General features: G+C 48.7%; 17 protein-coding genes and 1 tRNA gene. 7 read left to right on the top strand and 11 right to left on the bottom strand.

Going from position 1 to position 22,606, the window contains the following annotated elements; genetic code table 11:
• Positions 1-44 precede the first annotated feature (44 nt).
• Both AACS80_RS20280 and AACS80_RS20275 read right to left on the bottom strand, forming a co-directional pair.
• Positions 45-4,457, bottom strand: a complete 4,413-nt coding sequence (locus AACS80_RS20280) for an AIDA repeat-containing protein (RefSeq protein WP_135410389.1) — start codon at positions 4,455-4,457, stop codon at positions 45-47.
• Positions 4,441-5,670 (bottom strand): autotransporter strand-loop-strand O-heptosyltransferase, encoded by a 1,230-nt coding sequence (locus AACS80_RS20275; protein ID WP_138183947.1) that lies wholly within the window; start codon positions 5,668-5,670, stop codon positions 4,441-4,443. Before AACS80_RS20275 ends, AACS80_RS20280 begins: the two co-directional genes overlap by 17 nt.
• 561 nt (positions 5,671-6,231) lie before the next feature.
• On the opposite strand from AACS80_RS20275, the gene AACS80_RS20270 reads away from it, so the two are divergent.
• Positions 6,232-7,095: a helix-turn-helix domain-containing protein gene (locus AACS80_RS20270; protein WP_135410387.1), complete on the top strand. Its 864-nt coding sequence runs from the start codon at positions 6,232-6,234 to the stop codon at positions 7,093-7,095.
• 296 nt (positions 7,096-7,391) lie between these two features.
• The gene (locus tag AACS80_RS20265; RefSeq protein WP_240727156.1) at positions 7,392-7,790 is read left to right on the top strand and encodes an adhesin biosynthesis transcription regulatory family protein; all 399 of its coding nucleotides are present in this window, start codon (positions 7,392-7,394) and stop codon (positions 7,788-7,790) included.
• A 432-nt stretch (positions 7,791-8,222) separates the two neighbouring features.
• On the opposite strand, the gene AACS80_RS20260 is transcribed toward AACS80_RS20265, so the two are convergent.
• From AACS80_RS20260 to AACS80_RS20250, 3 genes are all read right to left on the bottom strand, one after another.
• On the bottom strand, positions 8,223-8,477 hold the full coding sequence (locus AACS80_RS20260) for a PerC family transcriptional regulator (RefSeq protein ID WP_135410523.1): 255 nt from the start codon (positions 8,475-8,477) through the stop codon (positions 8,223-8,225).
• A 69-nt stretch (positions 8,478-8,546) separates the two neighbouring features.
• On the bottom strand, positions 8,547-9,185 hold the full coding sequence (locus AACS80_RS20255) for an IbrB-like domain-containing protein (protein ID WP_135410386.1): 639 nt from the start codon (positions 9,183-9,185) through the stop codon (positions 8,547-8,549).
• A complete protein-coding gene (locus tag AACS80_RS20250; protein WP_135410385.1) occupies positions 9,170-10,363 on the bottom strand; it encodes a phosphoadenosine phosphosulfate reductase in 1,194 nt (397 codons plus the stop codon). Before AACS80_RS20250 ends, AACS80_RS20255 begins: the two co-directional genes overlap by 16 nt.
• A 400-nt stretch (positions 10,364-10,763) precedes the next feature.
• Between AACS80_RS20250 and AACS80_RS20245 the strand changes: the two genes are divergently transcribed.
• The 3 genes from AACS80_RS20245 (at position 10,764) to AACS80_RS20235 (ending at position 14,921) form a co-directional block, all read left to right on the top strand.
• Entirely contained in the window at positions 10,764-12,059 is a 1,296-nt protein-coding gene (locus AACS80_RS20245) for an MASE4 domain-containing protein (protein WP_138183946.1), read from the top strand.
• A gap of 497 nt (positions 12,060-12,556) precedes the next feature.
• Positions 12,557-13,948, top strand: coding sequence for a TraI domain-containing protein (locus AACS80_RS20240; RefSeq protein WP_138183944.1), 1,392 nt, complete (start codon positions 12,557-12,559; stop codon positions 13,946-13,948).
• Positions 13,949-13,958: 10 nt separating this feature from the next.
• Positions 13,959-14,921, top strand: coding sequence for a tyrosine-type recombinase/integrase (locus AACS80_RS20235; protein WP_135410382.1), 963 nt, complete (start codon positions 13,959-13,961; stop codon positions 14,919-14,921).
• A gap of 211 nt (positions 14,922-15,132) precedes the next feature.
• On the opposite strand, the gene AACS80_RS20230 is transcribed toward AACS80_RS20235, so the two are convergent.
• Together AACS80_RS20230 and AACS80_RS20225 are read right to left on the bottom strand one after the other, a co-directional pair.
• Positions 15,133-15,208: transfer RNA gene (locus AACS80_RS20230), tRNA-Phe, on the bottom strand.
• A 105-nt stretch (positions 15,209-15,313) separates the two neighbouring features.
• A complete protein-coding gene (locus tag AACS80_RS20225; protein WP_130207927.1) occupies positions 15,314-16,021 on the bottom strand; it encodes a DUF554 domain-containing protein in 708 nt (235 codons plus the stop codon).
• A 152-nt stretch (positions 16,022-16,173) separates the two neighbouring features.
• On the opposite strand from AACS80_RS20225, the gene AACS80_RS24020 reads away from it, so the two are divergent.
• Together AACS80_RS24020 and speC are read left to right on the top strand one after the other, a co-directional pair.
• On the top strand, positions 16,174-16,260 hold the full coding sequence (locus AACS80_RS24020; protein WP_420899808.1) for a hypothetical protein: 87 nt from the start codon (positions 16,174-16,176) through the stop codon (positions 16,258-16,260).
• Between the two features lie 161 nt (positions 16,261-16,421).
• Positions 16,422-18,557 (top strand): ornithine decarboxylase, encoded by a 2,136-nt coding sequence (speC, locus tag AACS80_RS20220; RefSeq protein WP_135410381.1) that lies wholly within the window; start codon positions 16,422-16,424, stop codon positions 18,555-18,557.
• A gap of 47 nt (positions 18,558-18,604) precedes the next feature.
• Here the strand turns inward: speC and nupG are convergent, their stop codons facing one another.
• The 4 genes from nupG to mutY form a co-directional block, all read right to left on the bottom strand.
• Positions 18,605-19,861 carry a nucleoside permease NupG gene (gene nupG, locus AACS80_RS20215; protein ID WP_130207923.1) on the bottom strand — a complete coding sequence of 419 codons (1,257 nt, stop codon included), beginning with the start codon at positions 19,859-19,861 and terminating at the stop codon, positions 18,605-18,607.
• Positions 19,862-20,060: 199 nt separating this feature from the next.
• Positions 20,061-21,140 carry a membrane-bound lytic murein transglycosylase MltC gene (mltC, locus tag AACS80_RS20210; RefSeq protein ID WP_130208053.1) on the bottom strand — a complete coding sequence of 360 codons (1,080 nt, stop codon included), beginning with the start codon at positions 21,138-21,140 and terminating at the stop codon, positions 20,061-20,063.
• Between the two features lie 64 nt (positions 21,141-21,204).
• Positions 21,205-21,480: an oxidative damage protection protein gene (locus AACS80_RS20205; protein WP_000091700.1), complete on the bottom strand. Its 276-nt coding sequence runs from the start codon at positions 21,478-21,480 to the stop codon at positions 21,205-21,207.
• 27 nt (positions 21,481-21,507) lie between these two features.
• Entirely contained in the window at positions 21,508-22,560 is a 1,053-nt protein-coding gene (gene mutY, locus AACS80_RS20200; RefSeq protein WP_135410380.1) for an A/G-specific adenine glycosylase, read from the bottom strand.
• Positions 22,561-22,606 lie beyond the last annotated feature (46 nt).

Raw genomic sequence — 22,606 nt, 5'->3', positions numbered from 1 at the left:
CAGTAACAAGTATAAGAGCGCCCGTTACTGCCCCTTTTTCCGTATCAGAAATTAATCCGGAAACCAACGCTACCTGTTACTGGCGATTCTGTATTCTCGCCATTCTGGTAACTCGCTTCTGCCCACACCCCGGCATTCGCTGTCAGCTGAGCACTCACCCCGGCACCGTATTTCCCTGTGGTGCCTGAGATATCGTTAGTAAAGTTATAGCTGTCATTTATCCGGACTCTGTTGTTATCCGAAAACTCATGGCTCACTGCCGTCGTCAGATACGGTCTGACAACAGTTCCGGCAACATCAAGATTCATCCCGAGGTTCACACCCACTTCACCCTGAAGTGATTTGGTTGTCCCTGCTTTCGCCTTCATACCATTATCCAGACTGATATCCTTTGATTCTGCCCGGAATGCCGTACTACGGAGATAAGGCTGAATCCAGGTGTTTTCATTCAGACTGAAGGTTCTGCCTGCTTCCAGGCTGCCACCAAAGCCATTCTGATGATAATCGCCTTTCACTGCCGTGCCGTCACTCATCCAGGTGCGCAGTTCGTTCCTGAAACGGTTAACTTTGATAACGCCATCCACATAGTAACCATCATTGTTAAACCAGGTTGCATACAGACCACCGCCGGTACTTCCGACAGTACTGCTGCCACCACGGTTATGGCTGATGCTGTTATCGGTATAGGATACAAAAGCCCCCACAGCCAGTCTGCTGTCCTTCAGTTCAAAAACGGTGTCGCCGCCGGTTTCCATTCCGCTCTGGGTCAGTGAATAACCTGAGCCGGCACCACCGCTGATACGGGTATCTGACCCGGTGTACCGTCCCCAGACACCACCCGGCGAACGGGTATTCTGCATGACATCGCCGTGACGAAAACGCAGACTCTGAAGCTCGCTGTTGAACACATAGACCGGTGCCGTTGCCATATCCAGCACAGCATCAGCCGATTTTGTTGTATGGCGTACCGGAGGTACCGGATTATCTGTTCCTGGATTATCTGTTCCTGGATTATCTGTTCCCGGGTTATCTGTTCCTGGCTGACTACTGTCAGCTTTCAGGTACCAGTCAGTATTTTCCTTGTTCAGATAGTATTCCCAGGTACCGGCATCCACTTTCCCGCCGTTCAGGCTGAACGCAGCATCGCCACTGCCGGTATGAACGACCTGAAGTGGTGTGCCTGCGGAAACAGGTTCAAGACCGGTATTTCTGATGTCCAGCACAAAATTGCCACTGGCATTCCCCGTCACATTCAGCATGTCTCCGGTATGAGATGCGATATCCGTGTTCATCCGGAATGTCCCGTTACCTGAAAGACTTTCAGACACCAGTGAAACCGGCCGGAAAGCCTGCGTCAGGCGCGTGGTGGCTGACGGACGGAAATCGACAGTCCCGTTATCCAGCGTTAATGCACCGACAGTGGAGTCACCATCGAGATGCCAGACAGAGGCTCCCTTAACCGTCATGTCACCTGCACCAGAGTTGTCTCCCGTAACGCTCCCCGTCAGGATGCTTCCGTTATCCAGCGTCAGGGTGGTGCCTGGCTGTGTCGTCACATTAGCGTTCGCCTGAAGGGTAACCATCGTCATTGCAGCGCCACTCTGAAGAGCAATCCCGCCATCCTGAGACAACAGTCCGCTGAAGCGGGTATTTCCGCCTTCCTGGGTCAGGGTACCGCTCCCCGTCAGGGTACCCGCAAAGGTCGCCGCACTGTTGTTGAGGAAATACAGGTTTCCTTCATTTGTCACCACATCACCGACGAGCGTCCCTTTATCTGTCAGGGTGGTGGTGCCACGAAGTACACCGCCGCTCTGGACATTCAGCATACCGCCACTGCCAACAGTTGTGTCGCTGGCGTCATGACCACTATTAACACTCAGGTATCCACCATTCTCCAGCAGCATATTGACGGCACTGCCACCGGCAATACTGAAGCTGCCGTTAATGTTGGTACCACTCAGAGTGACAGAGGTGTCTGTAGAAATAGCCCCGCCACTGTTCTGAGTAATGTCAACTGCACTGCCGTAGACATCCAGTCTTCCCCCGCTGTTAATAGTGGTGTTCGTTGCACTACCGTCGGGGCCGACAGCCATGCTGCCGCTATTGTTAATAATGGTGTTCGTGGCCTGATGACCACTATTAACACTCAGGTATCCACCATTCTCCAGCAGCATATTGACGGCACTGCCACCGGCAATGCTAAAGCTGCCGTTAGAGTTGGTGCCACTCAGGGTGGCAGAGGTATCTGTATAAATAGCCCCGCCGCTGTTCTGAGTAATGTCAACTGCACTGCCACCGTTGTAGACATCCAGTCTTCCCCCGCTGTTAATAGTGGTGTTCGTTGCACTACCGTCGGGGCCGACAGCCATGCTGCCGCTATTGTTAATAGTGGTGCTCGTGGCACTACCGCCCCCGACATCCAGTCTTCCTCCGCTGTTAATAGTGGTGCTCGTGGCACTACCGCCCGCGACATCCAGTCTTCCTCCACTGTTAATGGTGGTGTTCGTTGCACTACCGTCGAGTCCAACATCCATGCTGCCTCTATTGTTAATAACGGTGTTTGTGGCCTGATGGCCACTATTAACATACAGATCTCCGCCATTCTCCAGCAGCATATTGACGGCACTGCCACCGGCAATACTGAAGCTGCCGTTAATGTTGGTACCACTCAGAGTGGCAGAAGTGTTTGTAGAAATAGCCCCGCCGCTGTTCTGAGTAATGTCAACTGCACTGCCACCGTTGTAGACATTCAGTTTTCCCCCACTGTTAATAGTGGTGCTCGTGGCACTACCGCCCTGGATCTCCATCCAGCCGTTGTTAATAATGGTGTTCGTGGCCAGGTGACCACTATAAACTCTCAGAGAACCACCGTTCTCCAGCAGCATATTACTGGCACTGCCACCGGCAATACTGAAGTTACCGTTAGTGTTAGTACCACTCAGGGTGGCAGTGGTGTCTGTAGAAATAGCCCCGCCGCTGTTCTGAGTAACGTCAACTGCACTGGCGCCCCCGGAGACGGACAGGTAACCACCACTGTTAATGGTGGTACTTATAGCACTGGCACCATAGAGAAGCGCCATATTGCCGCTATTGTTAATAACGGTGTTCGTGGCCTGATGACCACTATTAACACTCAGGTATCCACCATTCTCCAGCAGCATATTGACGGCACTGCCACCGGCAATGCTAAAGCTGCCGTTAGTGTTGATGCCACTCAGGGTGGCATCTGTGTCTGTAGAAATAGCCCCACCGCTGTTCTGAGTAATGTCAACAGCACTGGCGCCCCCGTCGACAGACAGCCCACCACCACTGTTAATAGTGGTACTCGTAGTATTGCCGCCACTGGAGACATACTGGTTACCACCACTGTTAATGGTGGTGTTCGTTGCACTACCATCGGGGCCGACAGCCATGCTGCCGCTATTGTTAATAATGGTGTTCGTGGCCTGATGACCACTATTAACACTCAGGTATCCACCATTCTCCAGCAGCATATTGACGGCACTGCCACCGGCAATGCTAAAGCTGCCGTTAGTGTTGGTGCCACTCAGGGTGGCAGAAGTGTTTGTAGAAATAGACCCGCCGCTGTTCTGAGTAATGTCAACAGCACTGGCGCCCCCGTCGACAGACAGCCCACCGCCACTGTTAATGGTGGTGCTTGTGGCCTGATGACCACTATTAACCCTCAGGTATCCACCATTCTCCAGCAGCATATTACTGGCACTGCCACCGGTAATACTGAAGCTACCGTTAGTGTTAGTACCACTCAGGGTGGCAGTGGTGTCTGTAGAAATAGCCCCGCCGCTGTTCTGAGTAACGTCAACTGCACTGGCGCCTCCGAGGACAGACAGGAAACCACCACTGTTAATGGTGGTGTTCGTGGCACTACCGCCGACTTCGACAGCCATACTGCCTCTATTGTTAATAATAGTGTTTGTGGCACTAACGCCGTCCCTGACACTCATGCTGCCGTTATTGTTAATAATGGTGTTCGTAGCAGTGGCTCCGTCGTCGAGCCACTGCCTCCCGCCATCGTTAATGGTGGTATCCGTGACACTACCACCAGTGACACTCTGAATTCCGCCATTGTTAATGGTTGTATTTGTGGCGCTGCCGCCGCTGTATACCGTCTGGTACCCACTGGGGTTGATAATGGTACCCGTGGCGCTGCCGCCACTGTTTACATTCTGGATCCCATCACTGTTAATGGTGGTATCTGTCGCCGTATCACCGGCATTCAGCGACATGGTGAAGGGCGTTCCTTCGTTCCCCAGAATATTATTGTTATAATCCACCGCCAGAGCAGGAGCTGATGGCAGAAGCAGGCCAGCAATCAGCCCCGCCAGTGCGGTACGCCTGATTTGCCGGGGACGACGACCGCCTTTACGGGTCAGTTCTGAGGTAACGACCCACATCCCGGTGGATTCATTCCATACAGTGTTATAAACCTTGTTCATTATTCGTTCCTTTTGTAAGACAGGCTTTATCTCCCTGCTTCATCAGGGAGGCATGGAGTCTGCTGATAACGCCATTAACCTGTGTGCCTGTTATCAGTCGGGTGCATTCAAATTGCCGGTCCGTGTTTTTATGTCTCGGGCACCACAGAAAATCCTTATGGTCAAAATTCAGTGATGTATCGTCCCAGCATCCGTTACAACCATGGGAGTTGAACACCCGCCACGGGGTATAAAACTCACTGTTCGGCAGGCTGAAGCCACTTATCAGCACCACAGGAATACCGGTTGCCCATGCCAGCCATGACAGTCCGCTGGCCAGGCCAATGAAGAAACTGGCATGACGCAGCAGATTTACCCGCTCCTGTAGCGAAAACCTGCCGGTAAAGTCTTCAGCTCCCCAGGGAATGTGATTCCAGACAAATCCCTGACCGTAATGAGCATCCCGGTCAATACACAGCACCCGGTAGCCCAGCGATTTCAGGTGAGCAACGACCTCACTCCAGCCGGTGCCGTTATTCCAGTATTTTGCCTGGCAGGTGGATTGTGTGGCGATGCACACATAAGGCTCCCGGACAGTCCGGGAGGCGGACAGGTCAAGCCGGACCGGTGCTTCCCGTGGGTCAACACCCAGAATGTAACCGGCTGAACGATGAAAACCGACCTGACGAAAATCCACCGGCTGGTTATTTGTGTCACCACCAAAATAGAGCCCCACCCGGTATGTTGCATAAGGTTCAGTTGTGCGTGGTTTCTCCGGCGTGGAGAAACATATCTGCGGATATTGTGGTGCCAGCAGGTCAATGATGTCCTGCGCCATTGTGCACTCCAGCCGGCACTGATGCAGGGACTGAAAACGTTCGGCATAAGGGAACCAGCCCAGCAGGTCACCCAGAGTACCGGTGGGGAATGAAATCAGAACATCACGGTCCGTCAGGTTCAGCGTTTCATCCAGCAGGGGAGTCTCTTCGCCCTGACGGAATACCTGAATACGGAAGCGCACAAAATATTTCTTGCTGCTGGTCACCCAGCCATTATTGATGTCACAGCAGAAAAGAATATTTCCGGAATCTGCATCCAGCAGGCGCACATGCCATTTACCTTCAGGAAGGAGCACCCGTGCTCCATCATTAAAGTCATACAGGATGTTGTCGGGGCCGTGCTGAGTGGGTATTTCCGGAGGGGAAATAAAAAATGTTTTTAACGGTGCCTGCATGCTTTTATCACCAGAATTAATATTCACAACGAGTATAGGATAATAGTTCAGCTATGCATCATTTAATATTACATGCCACCGGGAACATAACAAAAACCGTAATAACCTGGTCTTTGTGGTAAACAGCCTGATACTGACAGAACCGGAAATAGTTGAGTGCTGTTATATTATCGCTCGGAAACATGTCTTTATCCTGTCCATATCACTTTGAGTGTCGGACAGGGAGAACAGTGAATTTATGACGCCACAACGTAACAACACATCGCCAGTATGTACCGGTGCCCGCTAACACTCCGGTCACCGTGCAGGAACCGGACAACAGTAAGACCAGAACTGTTTTATCATGAGTCTGTGTCAGTGGTTGCTGCAGGCCTGTTCAGTTACCTCCCGGAATATATAGTTATATTACTATATGAATCAGGGGGTATATATCCAGAGAAAAATCACGGCATTCATGTAATTCCAGGAATAAGTTATTTCCGGCAAACATGATTATCATGTAAAACAGAGCATACAGGATAGCAAAATTCTGTATCACACTCCCCTGACAGGAGAAAGGAAATGGCAAATCAGTTCCACAGAATGACGGCAGAAAAAATTCTTGAATATGTTGATGCAGAAGTGGAGAGTGGACGTCGTACAGATATCGCTACGCTTGCTGCTTATTCGGGGTACAGTCGACGACATCTGCAGCGCCTGTTTCATTCCGTGACGGGGATGGGGCTGGGGGAATATATCCGACGCAGACGACTGAATCGTGCTGCGTTGCTGCTGCGCTTTTCTCAACGGGGATATCAGGATATTGCGCTCAGTGTGGGGTTTGACTCCCAGCAGTCGTTTAACCGGGAATTCAGGAAAAGTACCGGAATGACCCCGACACAGTATCGTGAAAAACCAGAGTGGGTGTTTTTTCCCCTGTCAGGTTCGATACGTAAAAAGTATGAGATTTCCCGACCGGAGGAAGTATTCCTGTCGGGCGGAACGGTCGTGGGAGAGGAAGTGGTCTTTTATGGAACAGTGGATAATTATCTGGACAATGCAACAGTACGTGCGTATCTGGAGCGAATATTTGGTGAAAAATCACAACGTCAGGGAGAGCTGTGGGTTGTGACCCGGGCAACGCCTGTATCGGATAAAAAGTATCACTATCGGGTTGTTAATGGTATTGGCATTCCCGGAGGGCAGGAAGGTAAGGTGTTTCCGTACAGTGAAGGAAAATATCTGAAGGTTCGGTTTGTGACTGAACGGGAGACACATATTGAACAGATGTACTATCTGTATCTGAATATATTGCCGGAAATGCGGGCTGTCAGAAGGGCGGATCCTGAAGTGATGGTGCTTGAATATGAACAGGGTAAGGTTATGTGCACACTGTATATCCCTGTGGTTGTCGAAGAACAACAGGCTGATGGCATCCCTGCCTGAAAGGTTGGGCGACACTCGCTGAAAAAAGGTTTGTATTTTCATCTGTACCGTCATTTTCACCCAAACTCGGGTGATGACTGCGACTACTGGAGCAAAGTTGTTTATACCGCACGGCGCAGACCATGGAATAAGCGCAAACAGTACAGTGTAAAACATATGCAATGTCACAATTAGCAAATACACGAAATGCTGTATACATATACTAAAACAGTGCATGTAAGAGAATTCCGCATATTTATCTCTTAATAACCATCCTTCTGTTGTGTTTTTAAATGAGATCAGGAGCACCATTAAAAATGAATACATTATTCAGAGGCGAATCAGACAGAGGATTAACGGAGGAAAATTCAGACAGTCGCTTCCGACACAACATATATTCGGTTTTATCGAAGAAAAATACAGTTATATCAATGGAAGAAGTAAGTGAGGATGAGTTCTGGTGTATTATTGAACTAAGTTCAATACGCAGTAATAAAATCATAAAGGCCCTGTATGAATATATGGTGTTAAAACATTCAAGAGCCGTCAGTTGTAGTAATAACGGGGTCAATAATGGTTATTTTGGTAGTTGCCTGGCAAGAATTGAATACGTCATCCAGGTGGTGAGTGAGTTATTTTTTTATTATAACAATGCAACCAATAAAAAACATCAGGTAACAACACGTTCTGAACAAGAAGACAATATGGCTGTGTAAGACTAACGCTGATTAAACCTTCCCTGTATCCGGTGATGATTATATTCAGTTTCTGCAACGCCATTCCTGAGGGGGCAGTTTAAGTTGTATATCCCGTACGAAAGGTTTTCTGATGATTCAGGACATTGAAAACTGTCACTTACCACATCAACAATCATATCTCTCTGACTAAAGCAATAAACAGAGTGATTGAGTTAATTAATTCTTTCTGTGGATCATTCGCCGTGCACAGAGCAAAAATATACACATCATATAAAACAGCCAGAATATTCGGCTGCTTGGCTGTTTTTCATCAGGAATTATGCATAAAAGCAAATGCTTGCCTGAAACGTAAACATCACTAACAAAAACCGGGGTTACAGGAATATACGTATTCACTCGTCCCCGCATTTTTCTTTAATAAAACCACGGCAACAATGCAAATGTATCCACTCAGAATACGGCTCCGGGCGGGGTAATAACTCCCATTCGTTTTAGCGTTGCATCCGCAGCTTTTGATACTTCACTGATGTCCAGCTTATCTGGTGGCGGTGGGGGAAGCTGTGCCAGACAATGCTCCCGGCGCAACAACAACCACTCCCGTTGTGCTTCTGTACATTCAACATTGCCCATAACGAAAAGCCAGCGGGCAGAAGCTCTGCGCCAGCAACCAGCAGCCTCCAGTTTCTGCGCAACCGTGTCTTCCACAACTTCCGGGGTACTCTTTTTCCTGCTCAAAACATTAACTCACTGAAATAATATACATATATGACGGTCTCAGCGAACCGTCCATGCCGGACTGAAATCCTCTTCCTGAAACAGCTCCGTCAGCCCGCTAATCTGTTTCAACCTGAGAACTTCATCCTGGTCCATACCCAGCTCCGTACCAATACGTTCATCCGTCCAGCCCAGCCGCGACAGGTCCCTGACAATATCAGACATTGAAGTTATCTGGTGCTTCCCCCTGGCCCGGTTATGTCTAATGGTTGCAGCAATACGTGAGGCCTGTCCCTTTCTTTCCGGATTAATACAGGTCACTGGCAACCAGCCCTTCAGGCGTTTTCCCGTACCTGCTTCCCTGCCCAGTAATTGACGATGAAAACCATCCACGACCAGATAATGCTCCTTCTCTTCCGAGACAACCACAGGCTGCGTGAACCCATCCTGCTCCAGTGAATGTTTCAGCAGTTTCTTCTCACCCGGCGCCATGACATTGGGGTTATAATCGTTGGCCACCACCTCATCTGCTTTCACCCACAGCACACAGTCCACAGGCTCCTGTGCAAATGGACTGACCTCATGAAGCACCCTGCGCAGATGATTCAGGGCCTGTATGGCCTCTTCTTCTGGTCGTTCTTGGCTGAAGTACTGACGAATCATGTTGCTCAGTATCTCCGGTGTCACAGAATCCCCCATTCCTTCCTCCTTTCTTTCATACGCTGCAGATAACGTTCATAGTGCCGGGGTTTGTTCGGACTGAAGGAGAGGGTACGGCACCAGAAATCATTCTTTATGAGAGTCTTACAGATACGTCGCCAGGACGGAATATCCCGGCTCCCCAGGTCATTCTCCTGTTCATCCGGGATGTCATCCGGGAAGCCCCGCGTCTGATACCAGCGGAGATAAACAGCTATCTTGTTGCGGTAATGTTCTGCCGTTCTTTCCGGCATCACATCCAGCAGAAACATCGCATAGCTGCGCCAGGTATGATGGGCTGGTTTTGATATGCGCTTACGCAGGGCAAAATAAGCCCCGCTTTCATTGGCATAAAGTGCCCCGCTGGCAGCCCCTGACACCCGCTCACACATCCTGGCCCAGGTTTCCGGCTCCAGAACATGATAAAGCCACAGCCCCTTACGCTGTTCAGGACCAAAAGGCTCACAGACACGCATGTTGCGTAACGGCACACCGGCACGGTGCATCAGGTCATACAGGGGATTGTAGATAGCCCGGGTTCTGGTGTGATATATCCAGATATCACGAGTTTTCCAGTCATACAGCGGATACATGGTGTAGTAAAACCCTTCAGGCGATGCCGTTGTCCAGGGCTTATCATCGGCATATCTCAGTTTGCGCTGGGACACCAGTCCCATAAAGCGGTTGAGGGATTCATCCGCCCGGACACCGGTCAGCACTGCCACTCCACACCGGTTGCCAGCAAACCAGGAAGAAAATGCCGGAACAAATTCTTCAAACGTCATGGCATACCGGTAAAAGGGAAAATACGCCATATCCGTAATGGCCTCTTCCGGTGGCTGGCGAACCCAGGTCACACGAGGCTCCCAGCATATCCATTCCGGTTGAAACTGCGAGACACCGTTTACCGTGGTCAGGGGAAGTGCCACCCAGTAAAAGGTTTCCGTCACATCATGGTACATTTCCCGCATCTTCTGAATATGTTCAATAGTGCACTGATACTGAGCCTCCCAGTCAATGAACAATACAGAGAAACGACGTTTTTTCCTGCGGGCCACATCGGCGACAAGATGGAAGAGTACCGTGGAATCCTTTCCACCTGAAAAAGACAGGCACACCGATGGGAATGTTGAGAAAACCCATTCAATACGAGCTGTCGCTGCGCGCAGAACATCCATTCCGAGTAATATTTTATTTATTATAATAATACCTCTTTTTATTTATTACATGATGCGAGGTTAACTGTTTATCGCATATCAGAGGTATTTTCCGTTAGCGAAAAAAACAAGGCAAATCATTTATTAATATAATTTATTGATATCGGTTACCAGATTTGTTGTTCTGTGTGACATCTCATGTCTGGTCTGGCACAACCTGTTACTTATAGCGTGAATATGATTTCAAATATCATAAACAACATCAGGTGGTTGCTATTCAATCGGTTTGTGTGTCGTTTTTCTGAGGTGTCTTACCCATATTCTCAACCCTTCCTAAAAATCTGCTATACAGATTATTTATACCACTTAAAGCTATAAAGCTATTTGTTTTTATCTACTATGATAACGGCAGGTTCAGTCTGTGTATAAAAAATACACACATGGCAAAGTGACTTTGAAAAATATACTAATGACTCTGGTAAAATTAAAAAATCATAAAATAATACCCGTGATTTTTATTGTTGTAAGCATGATAATAATTTGTGAATACGTGCTTGAATATAGTTACACAGGACATTACTTCTCCGTGTCAATGATTAAATGGTTGTTATTTGCAATACCAGAAATTACTCTTGATGTTATTCTCTGTTTTATTTTGTGTTTCGCATACAAATTAGAGGAAGGGATAACCGTTATCCTCATTCTTTCTGTTGCTTTTGGAATTGATGCCTTGTTTTTATCCTCTAATATTATTAGTGTGCTTTCGTCTATACAAATAAAGGAGAATGAAGCAATAATAAAGAATGCTTGCAATATATCGTTCATATACTTTTTAAGACATTTTTCGTTTATTGTTTTGATTTATATTGCAGGTTTGAATTACACGCCAAAAATAAACAAGAAAAACAACCTTTCATTGTTTGTGATGGTGGCCGCTTTTACTTTGATTATATGTATTCTGGCATCTCATAGTGATAACGTTAATGAGTACAGGGATATTCTTTTATCTTCCCGCTCATTATTTTTCTTGTCCGCGCTTTGGTTATCTTTGTTATATATATATATTCCCAAAAATCATTCTGATGAAAAATATAGTGAAATAATTAATTTTTTTATAATTTCAAACATTACATGTAATTTTCTTCTTATCGCGACAGAGGATGCTGGCATCATCACCTGGTATATAGGCAGGGGTGTTGAGAATCTCTGCAAGTTAGTAACGCTGGTAATTATATGTATCCGCACTCAGCTGGCGCTGCACAACGTTATTGAATGTTCACGCCGGGATTATCTAACTGGTTTTTTTCAATACTCACTTTTTTCAAAAAATATGCCGCGCAGTTTTTCAGTTTATGAAAAAAGAAACACGAATATTACAATGATTAGTTGTAAAATATGTAATCTAGATGCGCTTTATGTAAATAAAGGGGTTGCAGCAGGGGATAATGCTGTAAAAAATATAGCAAATGTTTTGATCAGCAATGCAAGCCAGATGGATACTATTATTCGCATAAGGGAAAATATCTTTGTTATGTTAATGCCATTCTCATCAACAACAGCATTACAGATACAACACCGCCAGATAAAAAGCAGTATTGTTCATACCATAAAAGCGATGGATATGATTCTGGATGTTGATGTCAGTTATCAGGTCATTAATCTGTCAAAAATTACGCTGGAGCAGGCGATTTCTAATTTAATATCTAAATACCATTAATAATGCTAGTCCTCATGTCGACATAGTCTGATTTGTCTCCATGAACCGCAGTTTTCTGCATCAGTCGTCGTTCGCTGCGAGGATTGGGGCCATGATCGGCATTGCTCAGTCTGACTAGTGATATGTTTCTTTTTGGCGATTGATCAGATCGCTCAATACGGACTAAGTTTCCTATAGTGATCTACTATTCCGCGCGGATGTTTAGGTTGGCAAAGTTGATTTTATTGGTATTTGTTTTAAGTTTAGATATAACTTTTCTGGATGAGAGAAAATTATTTTTCTTATTGTTAGGTATTGATGTATGTAAGTGCTACTGAATAATTATTCAGTAGGCTATTAGGTAATGTGTCACTGGGAGTGGCGTGATGCACATTATTTTTTCTTTTGGTATGTATGGATTTTATGCTGAAATTATATGGTTTGATAAATAATTATTTATTGCATGTTTCCTATAGATATTCAATATTGCGATATTTTTTCTATCTTGGTTTCCATTTATGCTAAATCTGAATTTTTTTTCTCGCCCGGGGAGTGCTCGTTCAAATGCTCTATCAACTGTTGAGGCAATAAAACCCTCTTTACCTCCAGGTTACTTCCGGCCTGTGACCGTTAACGAGCTGCTGGAGACGACCTGCCGTCAAAAATGGTTGCAATCACTCTGGGATTATTCCTCTGTGCCAAAGGACATGTATCGCCAGTATTACCTTGCCCCGCTGAAGCATTGTGTTGCGCTCATGCAGGAATTTCCGCTAACGGAGAGTGGTCCATTTGCCCGTCTTGGGGGAATGGTTGACTACATGCTAGAAACAGTATCGTATGCAACACGATTGTCGAAAAGTTACATGTTGCCGGTTGGCGCTTCGCCTGAAGAACAGGCTGCGCAAAACGCGGCCTGGAATGCAGTGGTGGTTTATGCAGCAATGCTACCTACACTTAAATACCTTTGTCATCTCCACGTCGAGCTGGAGAGTGGCAAACGCTGGTTTCCGTTACTGGACGCACCTCCAGAACCTTATCGCTTTCGTTTTGCGTCGGAGCAGTCTCCGGAAAGGTTGCAGAGCTTTGGCGCCATGCTTGCGTGGAAGATTATCCCTCCAGAAGCGATTAACTGGTTGAGTAGTTGGCCGGAAGCCATCAAAACTCTGTCAACGTACCTGACCGGTTTTCGGGCGCAGTCGGGCGTGATCGATGCCATTGTGTCTGAGGCTATTAGCCTCACTGCCGGAGAACAGGAAAGTAAGACATTGGTTACACCGGCGGCAATGGTTCCTGTTCCGACAGAATCATTGCAGGGTGACACGTTGCTGTCTGGATTAGCTGGTGATCTGCCGGAACTGGTTGCGTCGTGTTCCGAAGACGAAATCCTTCTGGCTGCGGCCCCCTCTCCCGGGCCGGATACAGAACTGTTATTACCGGATGGGCAAGAGGAACCGGATGATACTGATACGTTGCTGGCGATGATGGGATTTGTCAGTGCTGATACCAAGGAAATCTGTGAAATCGCGCCGTCCGTTGAGCTGAACGAACTCGGAGAGGCATTCTGGCAATGGCTGGTTACTGGATGCCGTTTAGGAAGTCTGATTCCGAACAAATCCGACGGGCGGATTCATCTGGTTGCCGGTTACGTGTTTCTTCGTGCGCCAGGTATTTTTCACCAGTATATGACAGAGAAGAATGCGCCGGTGGAGGATAAGGCCCGGCTTCAGAAAGCCTTTGAACGACTCGGCCATCACCGGCAGGACAATGGCGCGATGTACACTTGTCACCTGTATCAGAACGAGCAAAGGGAAGGGCGTTTTCAGAAGCTGAGTGGCTATCTGGTGCTTGCCAGTAAAGTTTACGGCAGCGATAACAATCCTGGGGATAACCCGTTATTGATTGTTATATAAGGATATTCTTATGAATGCTTGTACGTTTGGGACGTTAACTGAACACTATTTTTACAGCAAATCATTACGTCCGGCGACTGAGTGGAGTTACCAGAAAGTGGTTCGCTCGTTTGAAGGCTTTACACCGCATAACCCTGCAAATATCGATCATCTTACGGTGCTGAAATGGCGGCATCGGGTACTGAATGACCAGAATTGTGCCACCCGGACGTGGAATAACAAAGTTGCACACATGAGGGCGCTGTTCAATTTTGGAATTAAGCAGGGATTATTACCGCAGGCCGAAAATCCATTTAATGGTGCGGTTGTGCGTCCCGGAACGAAAAAGAAGAAGACCCTGACTCAGACGCAAATGGATGCGATGTACCGTCTGATGGAGCGGCATCTGGAAACTGAGGGAATGAAAGGGAACAGCAGCATGTTCAATGGTCGCAGAAATGCACTCCGCCCGGTGTGGTTCTGGCTGACGGTAATGAATGTTTTTCGCTATACCGCAATACGGCAGAACCAGCTTCTGCATATCCGGTTGGGTGACGTCAATCTTGAGGAACGATGGATTGACCTGAACGTTGAGGGGGCAAAAAATCACCGTGAACATCGCGTTCCGATTGTTTCGGCGCTGTATCCGTCGCTGGAGCTACTGGTTCTTAGGGCAGGCGAAGTAGGCATGGAACTGGATGACCAGCTATTTAACGTGGGATGGTTTGACCTGGTCAGAAAGAAAAAATACCCTGATATGATGAACGAATATCCTCTACGCGCATTCTTTAAGCGTTTGTCCCGGGAATGCAAATTCACGATATCCCCGCATCGGTTCCGTCATACGGTGGCAACGCACATGATGAAATCCCCGGAGCGTAATTTGTACGTGGTAAAGAAATTGCTGGGTCACGTCAGCATTACATCAACGCTGGAATACATTGACGAAAGTGTTGATAGCTTGCGGGATATACTGGAAACGGAATTGATGTAGCAGCCTGATGAATATGGCGCTGACACAATTTGACATTAACAACGAAGATCTGTAAAGATCACGCACGAAAAAACAGACTTGCAGGAACAAGTCTGTTTCTCAAGAGCCTTTTCTCAACCACAAGTAACAGCGTTACATCGTGTTTTTACTGGCTCGCCTTCGTGTCCGTCAGAACTGCATCTTGCAAAACTGACCAACCGGCTTTGAATAGTGGTGCCCGGACTCGGAATCGAACCAAGGACACGGGGATTTTCAATCCCCTGCTCTACCGACTGAGCTATCCGGGCAACGGGGCGCATTAAACCTGATTCGCCTCGTCTCGTCAATCAAATTTCTTCAATTTACGGCAGACTGCACAATCTATCATCAGTTTGCCGTTATCGCTCGTAATGTCAGGCAAACCAGGTGGTCCAGGCGGCGGAAAGCGGCATTGCCAGAAGGAGGGCAGGAAGCATATTGACCACCGGGAACATTTTTATGCCGCAGATGCGTAAGCCGGTTGCCAGCAGCAATAAACCACCTACGGCGCTGAAGTCCGCCATCATCGACGGTGTGGTCAGCGGTAATATCAGCGCAGCAGCCCACGCCAGCGTTAACTGGATGATGAGCAATGGAATACTAATCACCGATACCGCAATGCCAAGTGAACAGGCGAAGATCATCGCTGTAAAGAAATCAAGAAATGACTTGGCGATTAAAATACTCGGATCGCCTGTCATCCCTTCATTCATCGCGCCGAAGATCCCGGTGCCGCTGGCACAAAACAGGACAATAATTGCGACAAAATTCTGAATAAAAGATTCATGCGCAGATTTCTTGCTCGAGTGACGAAACAGATTCTGCGCTTTAGCGACCGCAGTGTTGACGCCTTTTTCCAGCAGACAAATTTCGCCGATTAATGCCCCGAGTAGCGTAGCTAAAACCATCGCCGGAAGGTTGGCACATTTCACGACCAGTAAAATACCAATTCCCAGCGACGCCAGGCCAAAAATGGACGTCATAGAGACGCGGATGTGTTCCGGTAAGCGTTGGCTAAGCAGTGCGCCGAGGGCGCCACCCAGTAATACTGCACTTGCGTTGATAAAAGGGCCGATGACCACAAGAGTTCCTGTTAATTGTGTTGTTTGATGTTTTTATTATGAACTTTTTGCCCCGTCGATTGCTTGTCTGGTCGCAAAGTCCTGGCTTGCACGCGTTAGCGAAAAGTGCCATGATTGCGCGAATTTTCTCCTTCCTGTACGGAGCTTGCTTGATGCACGCCGCCTCCTTACATTCTTTCGCTTATCGCCGTTTCGCGCGAAATGTCTCCTGTTCTGTGACGCTGCTTTTTATGCGGTGACGTTAACGTATGCTCACTGCAGGGCAACAGTAAAATCAGAGCGTTTCTGCTTTTACTGATGTCTGGCGGTCGGAGTGGTGACCAGTTTGACCCACATCTCATGGGGCAGGGGGTTCCACCTTGCCCGGTATTTTTACTTCCCCGAAACGGGTTTTGCGCTTATGAAATCAATGAGTATTGCCGCCAGTGGTGAACTGGTTTCCCGACTTTCTACCCATCGCCGCGTGGTGGCGCTGGAAGATACTGATTTTACGGACGTCGCGGCAGTCGTCATTACCGCTGCGGATAGTCGTAGCGGCATCCTTGCGTTACTTAAGCGCACCGGTTTTCATCTGCCGGTGTTTTTGTATTCTGAAGATGCGGTTGAATTGTCCGCGGGCGTTACGGCTATCATCAACGGCAATGAGCAGCAGTGGCTGGAGCTGGAATCCGCAGCCTGTCAGTATGAAGAGAATTTGCTGCCGCCATTTTATGACACGCTGACCCAGTACGTTGAGATGGGCAATAGCACCTTTGCTTGTCCTGGGCATCAACATGGTGCGTTCTTTAAAAAGCATCCTGCCGGACGCCATTTTTACGATTTCTTTGGCGAGAACGTCTTTCGTGCCGATATGTGTAACGCTGACGTAAAACTGGGCGATTTGCTTATTCATGAAGGTTCCGCAAAGGATGCGCAGAAATTCGCTGCCAAAGTCTTTCATGCCGATAAAACCTATTTTGTGCTGAACGGCACATCGGCGGCGAATAAGGTTGTGACGAATGCACTGTTAACGCGTGGTGATCTGGTGCTCTTCGACCGTAACAACCATAAGTCGAATCATCACGGTGCGCTGATTCAGGCGGGGGCGACGCCGGTGTATCTGGAAGCCTCACGCAACCCATTCGGGTTTATCGGCGGGATTGATGCGCACTGTTTTAATGAAGAGTATCTGCGCCAGCAAATTCGCGACGTTGCGCCAGAAAAAGCCGAACTGCCGCGCCCGTTCCGCCTGGCGATTATTCAGCTGGGAACCTATGACGGCACTATCTACAACGCCCGCCAGGTGATCGATACCATTGGGCATCTGTGTGATTACATTCTGTTTGATTCCGCGTGGGTCGGGTACGAACAGTTTATCCCGATGATGGCGGATTGCTCACCGTTGCTGTTAGAGCTTAACGAAAGCGAGCCTGGGATCTTTGTGACCCAGTCGGTGCACAAACAGCAGGCGGGATTCTCGCAGACGTCGCAGATCCATAAAAAAGATAACCATATCCGCGGACAGGCGCGTTTTTGCCCGCATAAACGGTTGAACAATGCTTTTATGCTGCACGCCTCTACCAGCCCGTTTTACCCGCTGTTTGCTGCGTTGGACATTAACGCCAAAATTCATGAAGGGGAGAGTGGGCGTCGGCTGTGGGCTGAGTGTATTGAGATAGGGATTGAAGCCCGGAAAGCGATTCTTGCGCGCTGTAAGCTGTTCCGCCCGTTTATACCGCCAGTTGTTGATGGCAAATTGTGGCAGGATTATCCGACGTCAGTGTTAGCCAGCGACCGCCGTTTTTTCAGTTTTGAGCCGGGGGCGAAGTGGCACGGCTTTGAAGGATATGCTGCGGATCAGTATTTTGTTGATCCCTGCAAGCTGTTACTCACTACGCCGGGTATCGATGCTGAAACCGGCGAATATAGCGATTTTGGCGTTCCAGCGACGATTCTGGCGCACTATCTGCGTGAGAACGGCATTGTGCCGGAGAAGTGCGATCTCAACTCCATTCTGTTCTTATTAACTCCGGCGGAAAGCCACGAGAAGCTGGCACAGCTGGTGGCGATGCTGGTGCAGTTTGAACAGCATATTGAAGATGACTCGCCGCTGTCTGAAGTCTTGCCGAGCGTTTATAACAAATACCCGGTGCGCTATCGCGACTATACCCTGCGCCAGTTGTGTCAGGAGATGCACGATCTGTATGTCAGTTTCGACGTCAAAGACCTGCAAAAAGCGATGTTCCGCCAGCAGAGCTTCCCGCCAGTGGTGATGAATCCCCAGGACGCGCATAGCGCTTATATTCGTGGTGAAGTGGAGTTGGTGCGCATTCGTGATGCCGAAGGGCGAATTGCGGCGGAAGGCGCGCTGCCGTATCCACCTGGCGTGCTTTGCGTGGTGCCTGGAGAAATGTGGCGCGGAGCGGTCCAGCGTTATTTCCTTGCGCTGGAAGAAGGCGTGAATTTGCTGCCGGGATTTTCGCCGGAGCTACAAGGTGTCTATAGCGAAACCGATGCGGATGGAATGAAACGGTTATACGGTTATGTGTTGAAGTAAGAATAAAAAACGGGGCACCTTCTGGCGCCCCGTTTTTCTTTGCGTAATTAGTGGTTAACAGTTTGTGTACCGGCAGGGACACGAACGTGTTTGTATTTAAACATCGCCATGAATGCGAAGGCCAGAATCACGGAGTAACCTGCGAAAATCAGCCATACGGTCTGCCAGTCGGTAATGCCGTTTTGGGTGTACATCTCAACCACTTTACCGCTCACGATGCCACCGAGGATACAGCCGAAGCCGTTGGTCATCATCAGGAACATCCCTTGCGCACTGGCGCGAATCGCCGGGCTAACTTCTTTTTCGACAAACACCGAACCAGAGATGTTGAAGAAGTCGAACGCACAGCCGTAAACAATCATCGACAGAACCAGCAGTACGGTGCCGAACGGAGTCGGGTCGCCGTAAGCAAACAGCGCAAAACGCAGGATCCACGCCACGATACTGATCATCATTACGTTCTTAATGCCGTAGCGGCTTAAGAAGAACGGGATGGTCAGAATGAACAGGGTTTCAGAGATTTGCGAAATCGACATGATGATTGACGCATGCTGCACGATGAAGCTGCTGGCGAACATCGGATCTTTGTCGAAGCTGTGCAGGAAGGTATTACCGAACATGTTGGTAATCTGCAGTTCCGCGCCCAGCAGCATCGAGAAGATGAAGAAAATCGCCATACGCTTGTTTTTAAACAGCGCGAATGCATCGAGGCCGAGCAGCGTCGTCCAGCTCTGATTAGCTTGCTGTTTAGCAACCGGAATATACGGCAGCGTAAAGGTGAACAGCACCAGAACGGCGGAGAGTGCTGCGCCAATATATAGCTGCATGTGGCTCAATTCAAAGCCAGACAGGCTCACAACCCACATCGCCATGATAAAGCCGATAGTGCCCCAGATACGGATTGGCGGGAAATCAGTCACGATATCCATTCCGGCATTTTGCAGGCGATAGTAGGAGATGGTGTTGATTAACCCAAGCGTTGGCATATAAGCAAACGAGTTAATCAATATCACGAGGAACATCGCCTCCGGAGTGGTAACTTGTGCCGCCATGAAGAGGGTGATTGCGCCGATGGTGTGACAAATAGCATACACCCATTTCGCACTTAACCATTTGTCGGCCACAATGCCCAGCAAAGCAGGCATAAAGACCGCAGCGATACCCAGTGAGCTATAAACAGCGCCAATGGAAGCACCGTCGAACTTCAGGGTAACGAACATATATGAGCCGAGGGTCGTCAGCCAACTTCCCCACAGACAGAACTGCAGAAAAGAGAGGATTTTCAGCTGCAGCTTAAGATTCATGTTAATTTCCTCACATCGTGATGCGGATGAGTGTTTTAAAAAGCACATTTGACCGTGCAAGATGATGCGATTCTATCAACTTCACTGACTGTTTTTTTGTTATCCGTAGCAAATAATTGCAAATAAACTCAATTTGCAAGGCAAAATTGTGATGCGTATAACACTTTGTCTCGGAGTATTGTCAGAGGCAAAGATGAAATTATCGGCGGCGGTAAGATTTCTGGGCCATGTTCACTTTATAAAGATAGCGACGAGATTCCGCAGACGGATGGCGGGTTGTCAGCGTCTGATAAACATCGCCCGGCGTCATAGTATTTATAATAGCGGCAGCCTGAATTTTATCGTTCGAGAAGACGCGTAATACGCTGCCTGCACCACCGTTATAGGCGGTGATGACGGCATAACGCCGCGACGTTGGGTTATCAATTCCGCCGAGATAAACATTATTCAGCATCGCCAGATACGCGGTGCCGGTATCAATATTGCTGGCAGGATCAAACAAGAAACTGCGGCTCGGCGTGCCGGATTTCCCCTGTGAGCGGAACACATCTTTCCCGGCAGTATGTTGTACCACCTGCATTAATCCCAGCGCATCGGAACGGCTGACCGCATACGGGTTAAAGGAAGATTCGGTCTGCATAATCGCCAGAATCAGCGACTCATCAACGCCATATTTCCGTGATGCCTGGCGGACCATGCCGAGATATTTGTGCGCACGTTTATCAAGGTGGTTCGGCACCATGTTAATGGTGACGCTGTAGATGATTCGCAGCCCGTTGCTGCGGCTTTTGAGGCGGTTTTTCAGCAGATAATCCGCGAAGTTACTCGCACGGCCTTCCCAGCGAATCGGCTGCCCGGTGTTATCCACCACCTGACCGTAAAGGAAAGGTTCTTTCGAAATCGTAATATCATCAACGTCGGAATAGAGATCGACCGAACTCGGATCGTCGCCCATCAATAATGTTTTGATTATTGCCCGGCGCAAATGCGCGGCAGGTTCTGTCCCGGCGATGGTTTCGATAGTAATCGTGCCGTCATCAAAGTTGATGTGGCTGCGGGTCTGATATTGATCGGTGTATTTCACGTAGTCCTTAGGACCGGCGATCACCACCTCTTTGAATCCCCAAATGTTCTCAATATTGTGGGCAAATTGCCCCATCAGAATATCAAAACCGTTGGTATCTTTGACCCAGGCTTCATTATAGGTATCGCCTTTTTTGGTCGTCGAACAGGAGATGAGCAACGGCGCAATCAAAGCCAGCGCGAGATATTTTTTCATCATTCCGGGTGCGTGTTGTGTTTGTTTTTATGCAAGTTGCCGGAGGCGTGCTCCGGCACTGTTTTTATTTTTTATCTTCCGGCGTATAGCCCTCGATATGCACCTCTTTACCTTCGAACAGGAAGTTAACCATCTCCTGCTCCAGCAGCTTGCGGTGCTCGGCATTCATCATGTTGAGTTTCTTTTCATTAATCAGCATGGTTTGTTTGTGCTGCCACTGCGCCCAGGCTTCTTTGGAGATCTCGTTATAGATGCGTTTTCCCAGTTCGCCGGGGTACAGCTGAAAATCCTGACCTTCTGCTTCACGCTGCAGGAAAGTACAAAAAATCGTTCTGCTCATAAATCATCCTCTTTATCGACTCACGCGCTAAACCGGCGCGCCAGTGCGTAACTGCTGTAACAAACGCTCCACGGGAACCGCCAGGCCAACTGACGGCGGTTGCGCTAAGTTATACCAGAGCGCATTGCCTTCATCCATGCAGTCGGTGAATGACGACACGGGAAGCCACATAGGCACAATATCTAAGTGGAAATGGCTGAAGGTATGCCGAAACGCGGTCAGTTGCGTCAGGTTATCGGCAGCAATCTGCCGTTGTGCCAGCCATTGCCGCAAACTTTCTTCGTCGGCAAACTGTGGGAAACAGTATAAACCGCCCCACAATCCACTCGGCGGACGCTGCGCCAGCAATACTTCATCTTCGTGCTGTAACAGCAGAAAGTAGCCGGTGCGCTCCGGCAGCGTCTGTTTCGGCTTTTTGCCCGGATAAAGCGAGCAGCTATTATTGGCGGCGGCAATACAACCGTTTTGCAGCGGGCAGAGCGAGCATTTCGGCTTCGAACGCGTACAAATCATCGCACCTAAATCCATCATCGCCTGATTAAACCGCTCCACGCCGACGGCAGGCGTCACCTGCTCGCTCAAACTCCATAGTTTATTCTCGACCTCTTTTTTCCCTGGCCAGCCGCTTACAGCATAGCAGCGCGCCAGCACGCGTTTGACGTTACCGTCGAGAATCGGAAAGTGCTTACCCAGAGAAAGCGAGAGAATCGCGCCTGCGGTGGAACGCCCGACGCCCGGTAACGCCGCGACTTCTTCAAAGGTTTCCGGGAAATTACCGCCGTGTAAGGTGGCAACTTGTTGTGCCGCTTTATGCAGATTGCGCGCGCGGGCGTAATAGCCAAGCCCGGTCCACAAGTGGAGAACTTCGTCGAGCGGCGCATTGGCGAGATCGGTCACCGTCGGGAAGCGCGCCATAAAGCGTTCAAAATAGGGGATAACGGTCGCAACCTGAGTTTGTTGCAACATCACTTCTGAGAGCCATACTTTGTAGGGCGTCTTGTCAATTTGCCAGGGCAGCGTTTTCCGCCCGTATTTATCGTACCAGTCCAGAACCTGGGCTGAAAATTGCGACGCTTGCATGGTCACCGAATTCACTGTTATTGGGGGCAAGATTGCAGCACAGCCG

It is taken from the genome of Escherichia sp. E4385 (assembly GCF_963883145.1).
GTDB lineage: Bacteria > Pseudomonadota > Gammaproteobacteria > Enterobacterales > Enterobacteriaceae > Escherichia.
The sequence above is the reverse complement of the archived record's forward strand: the minus strand, read 5'-3'. Positions and strand labels throughout refer to the sequence as shown.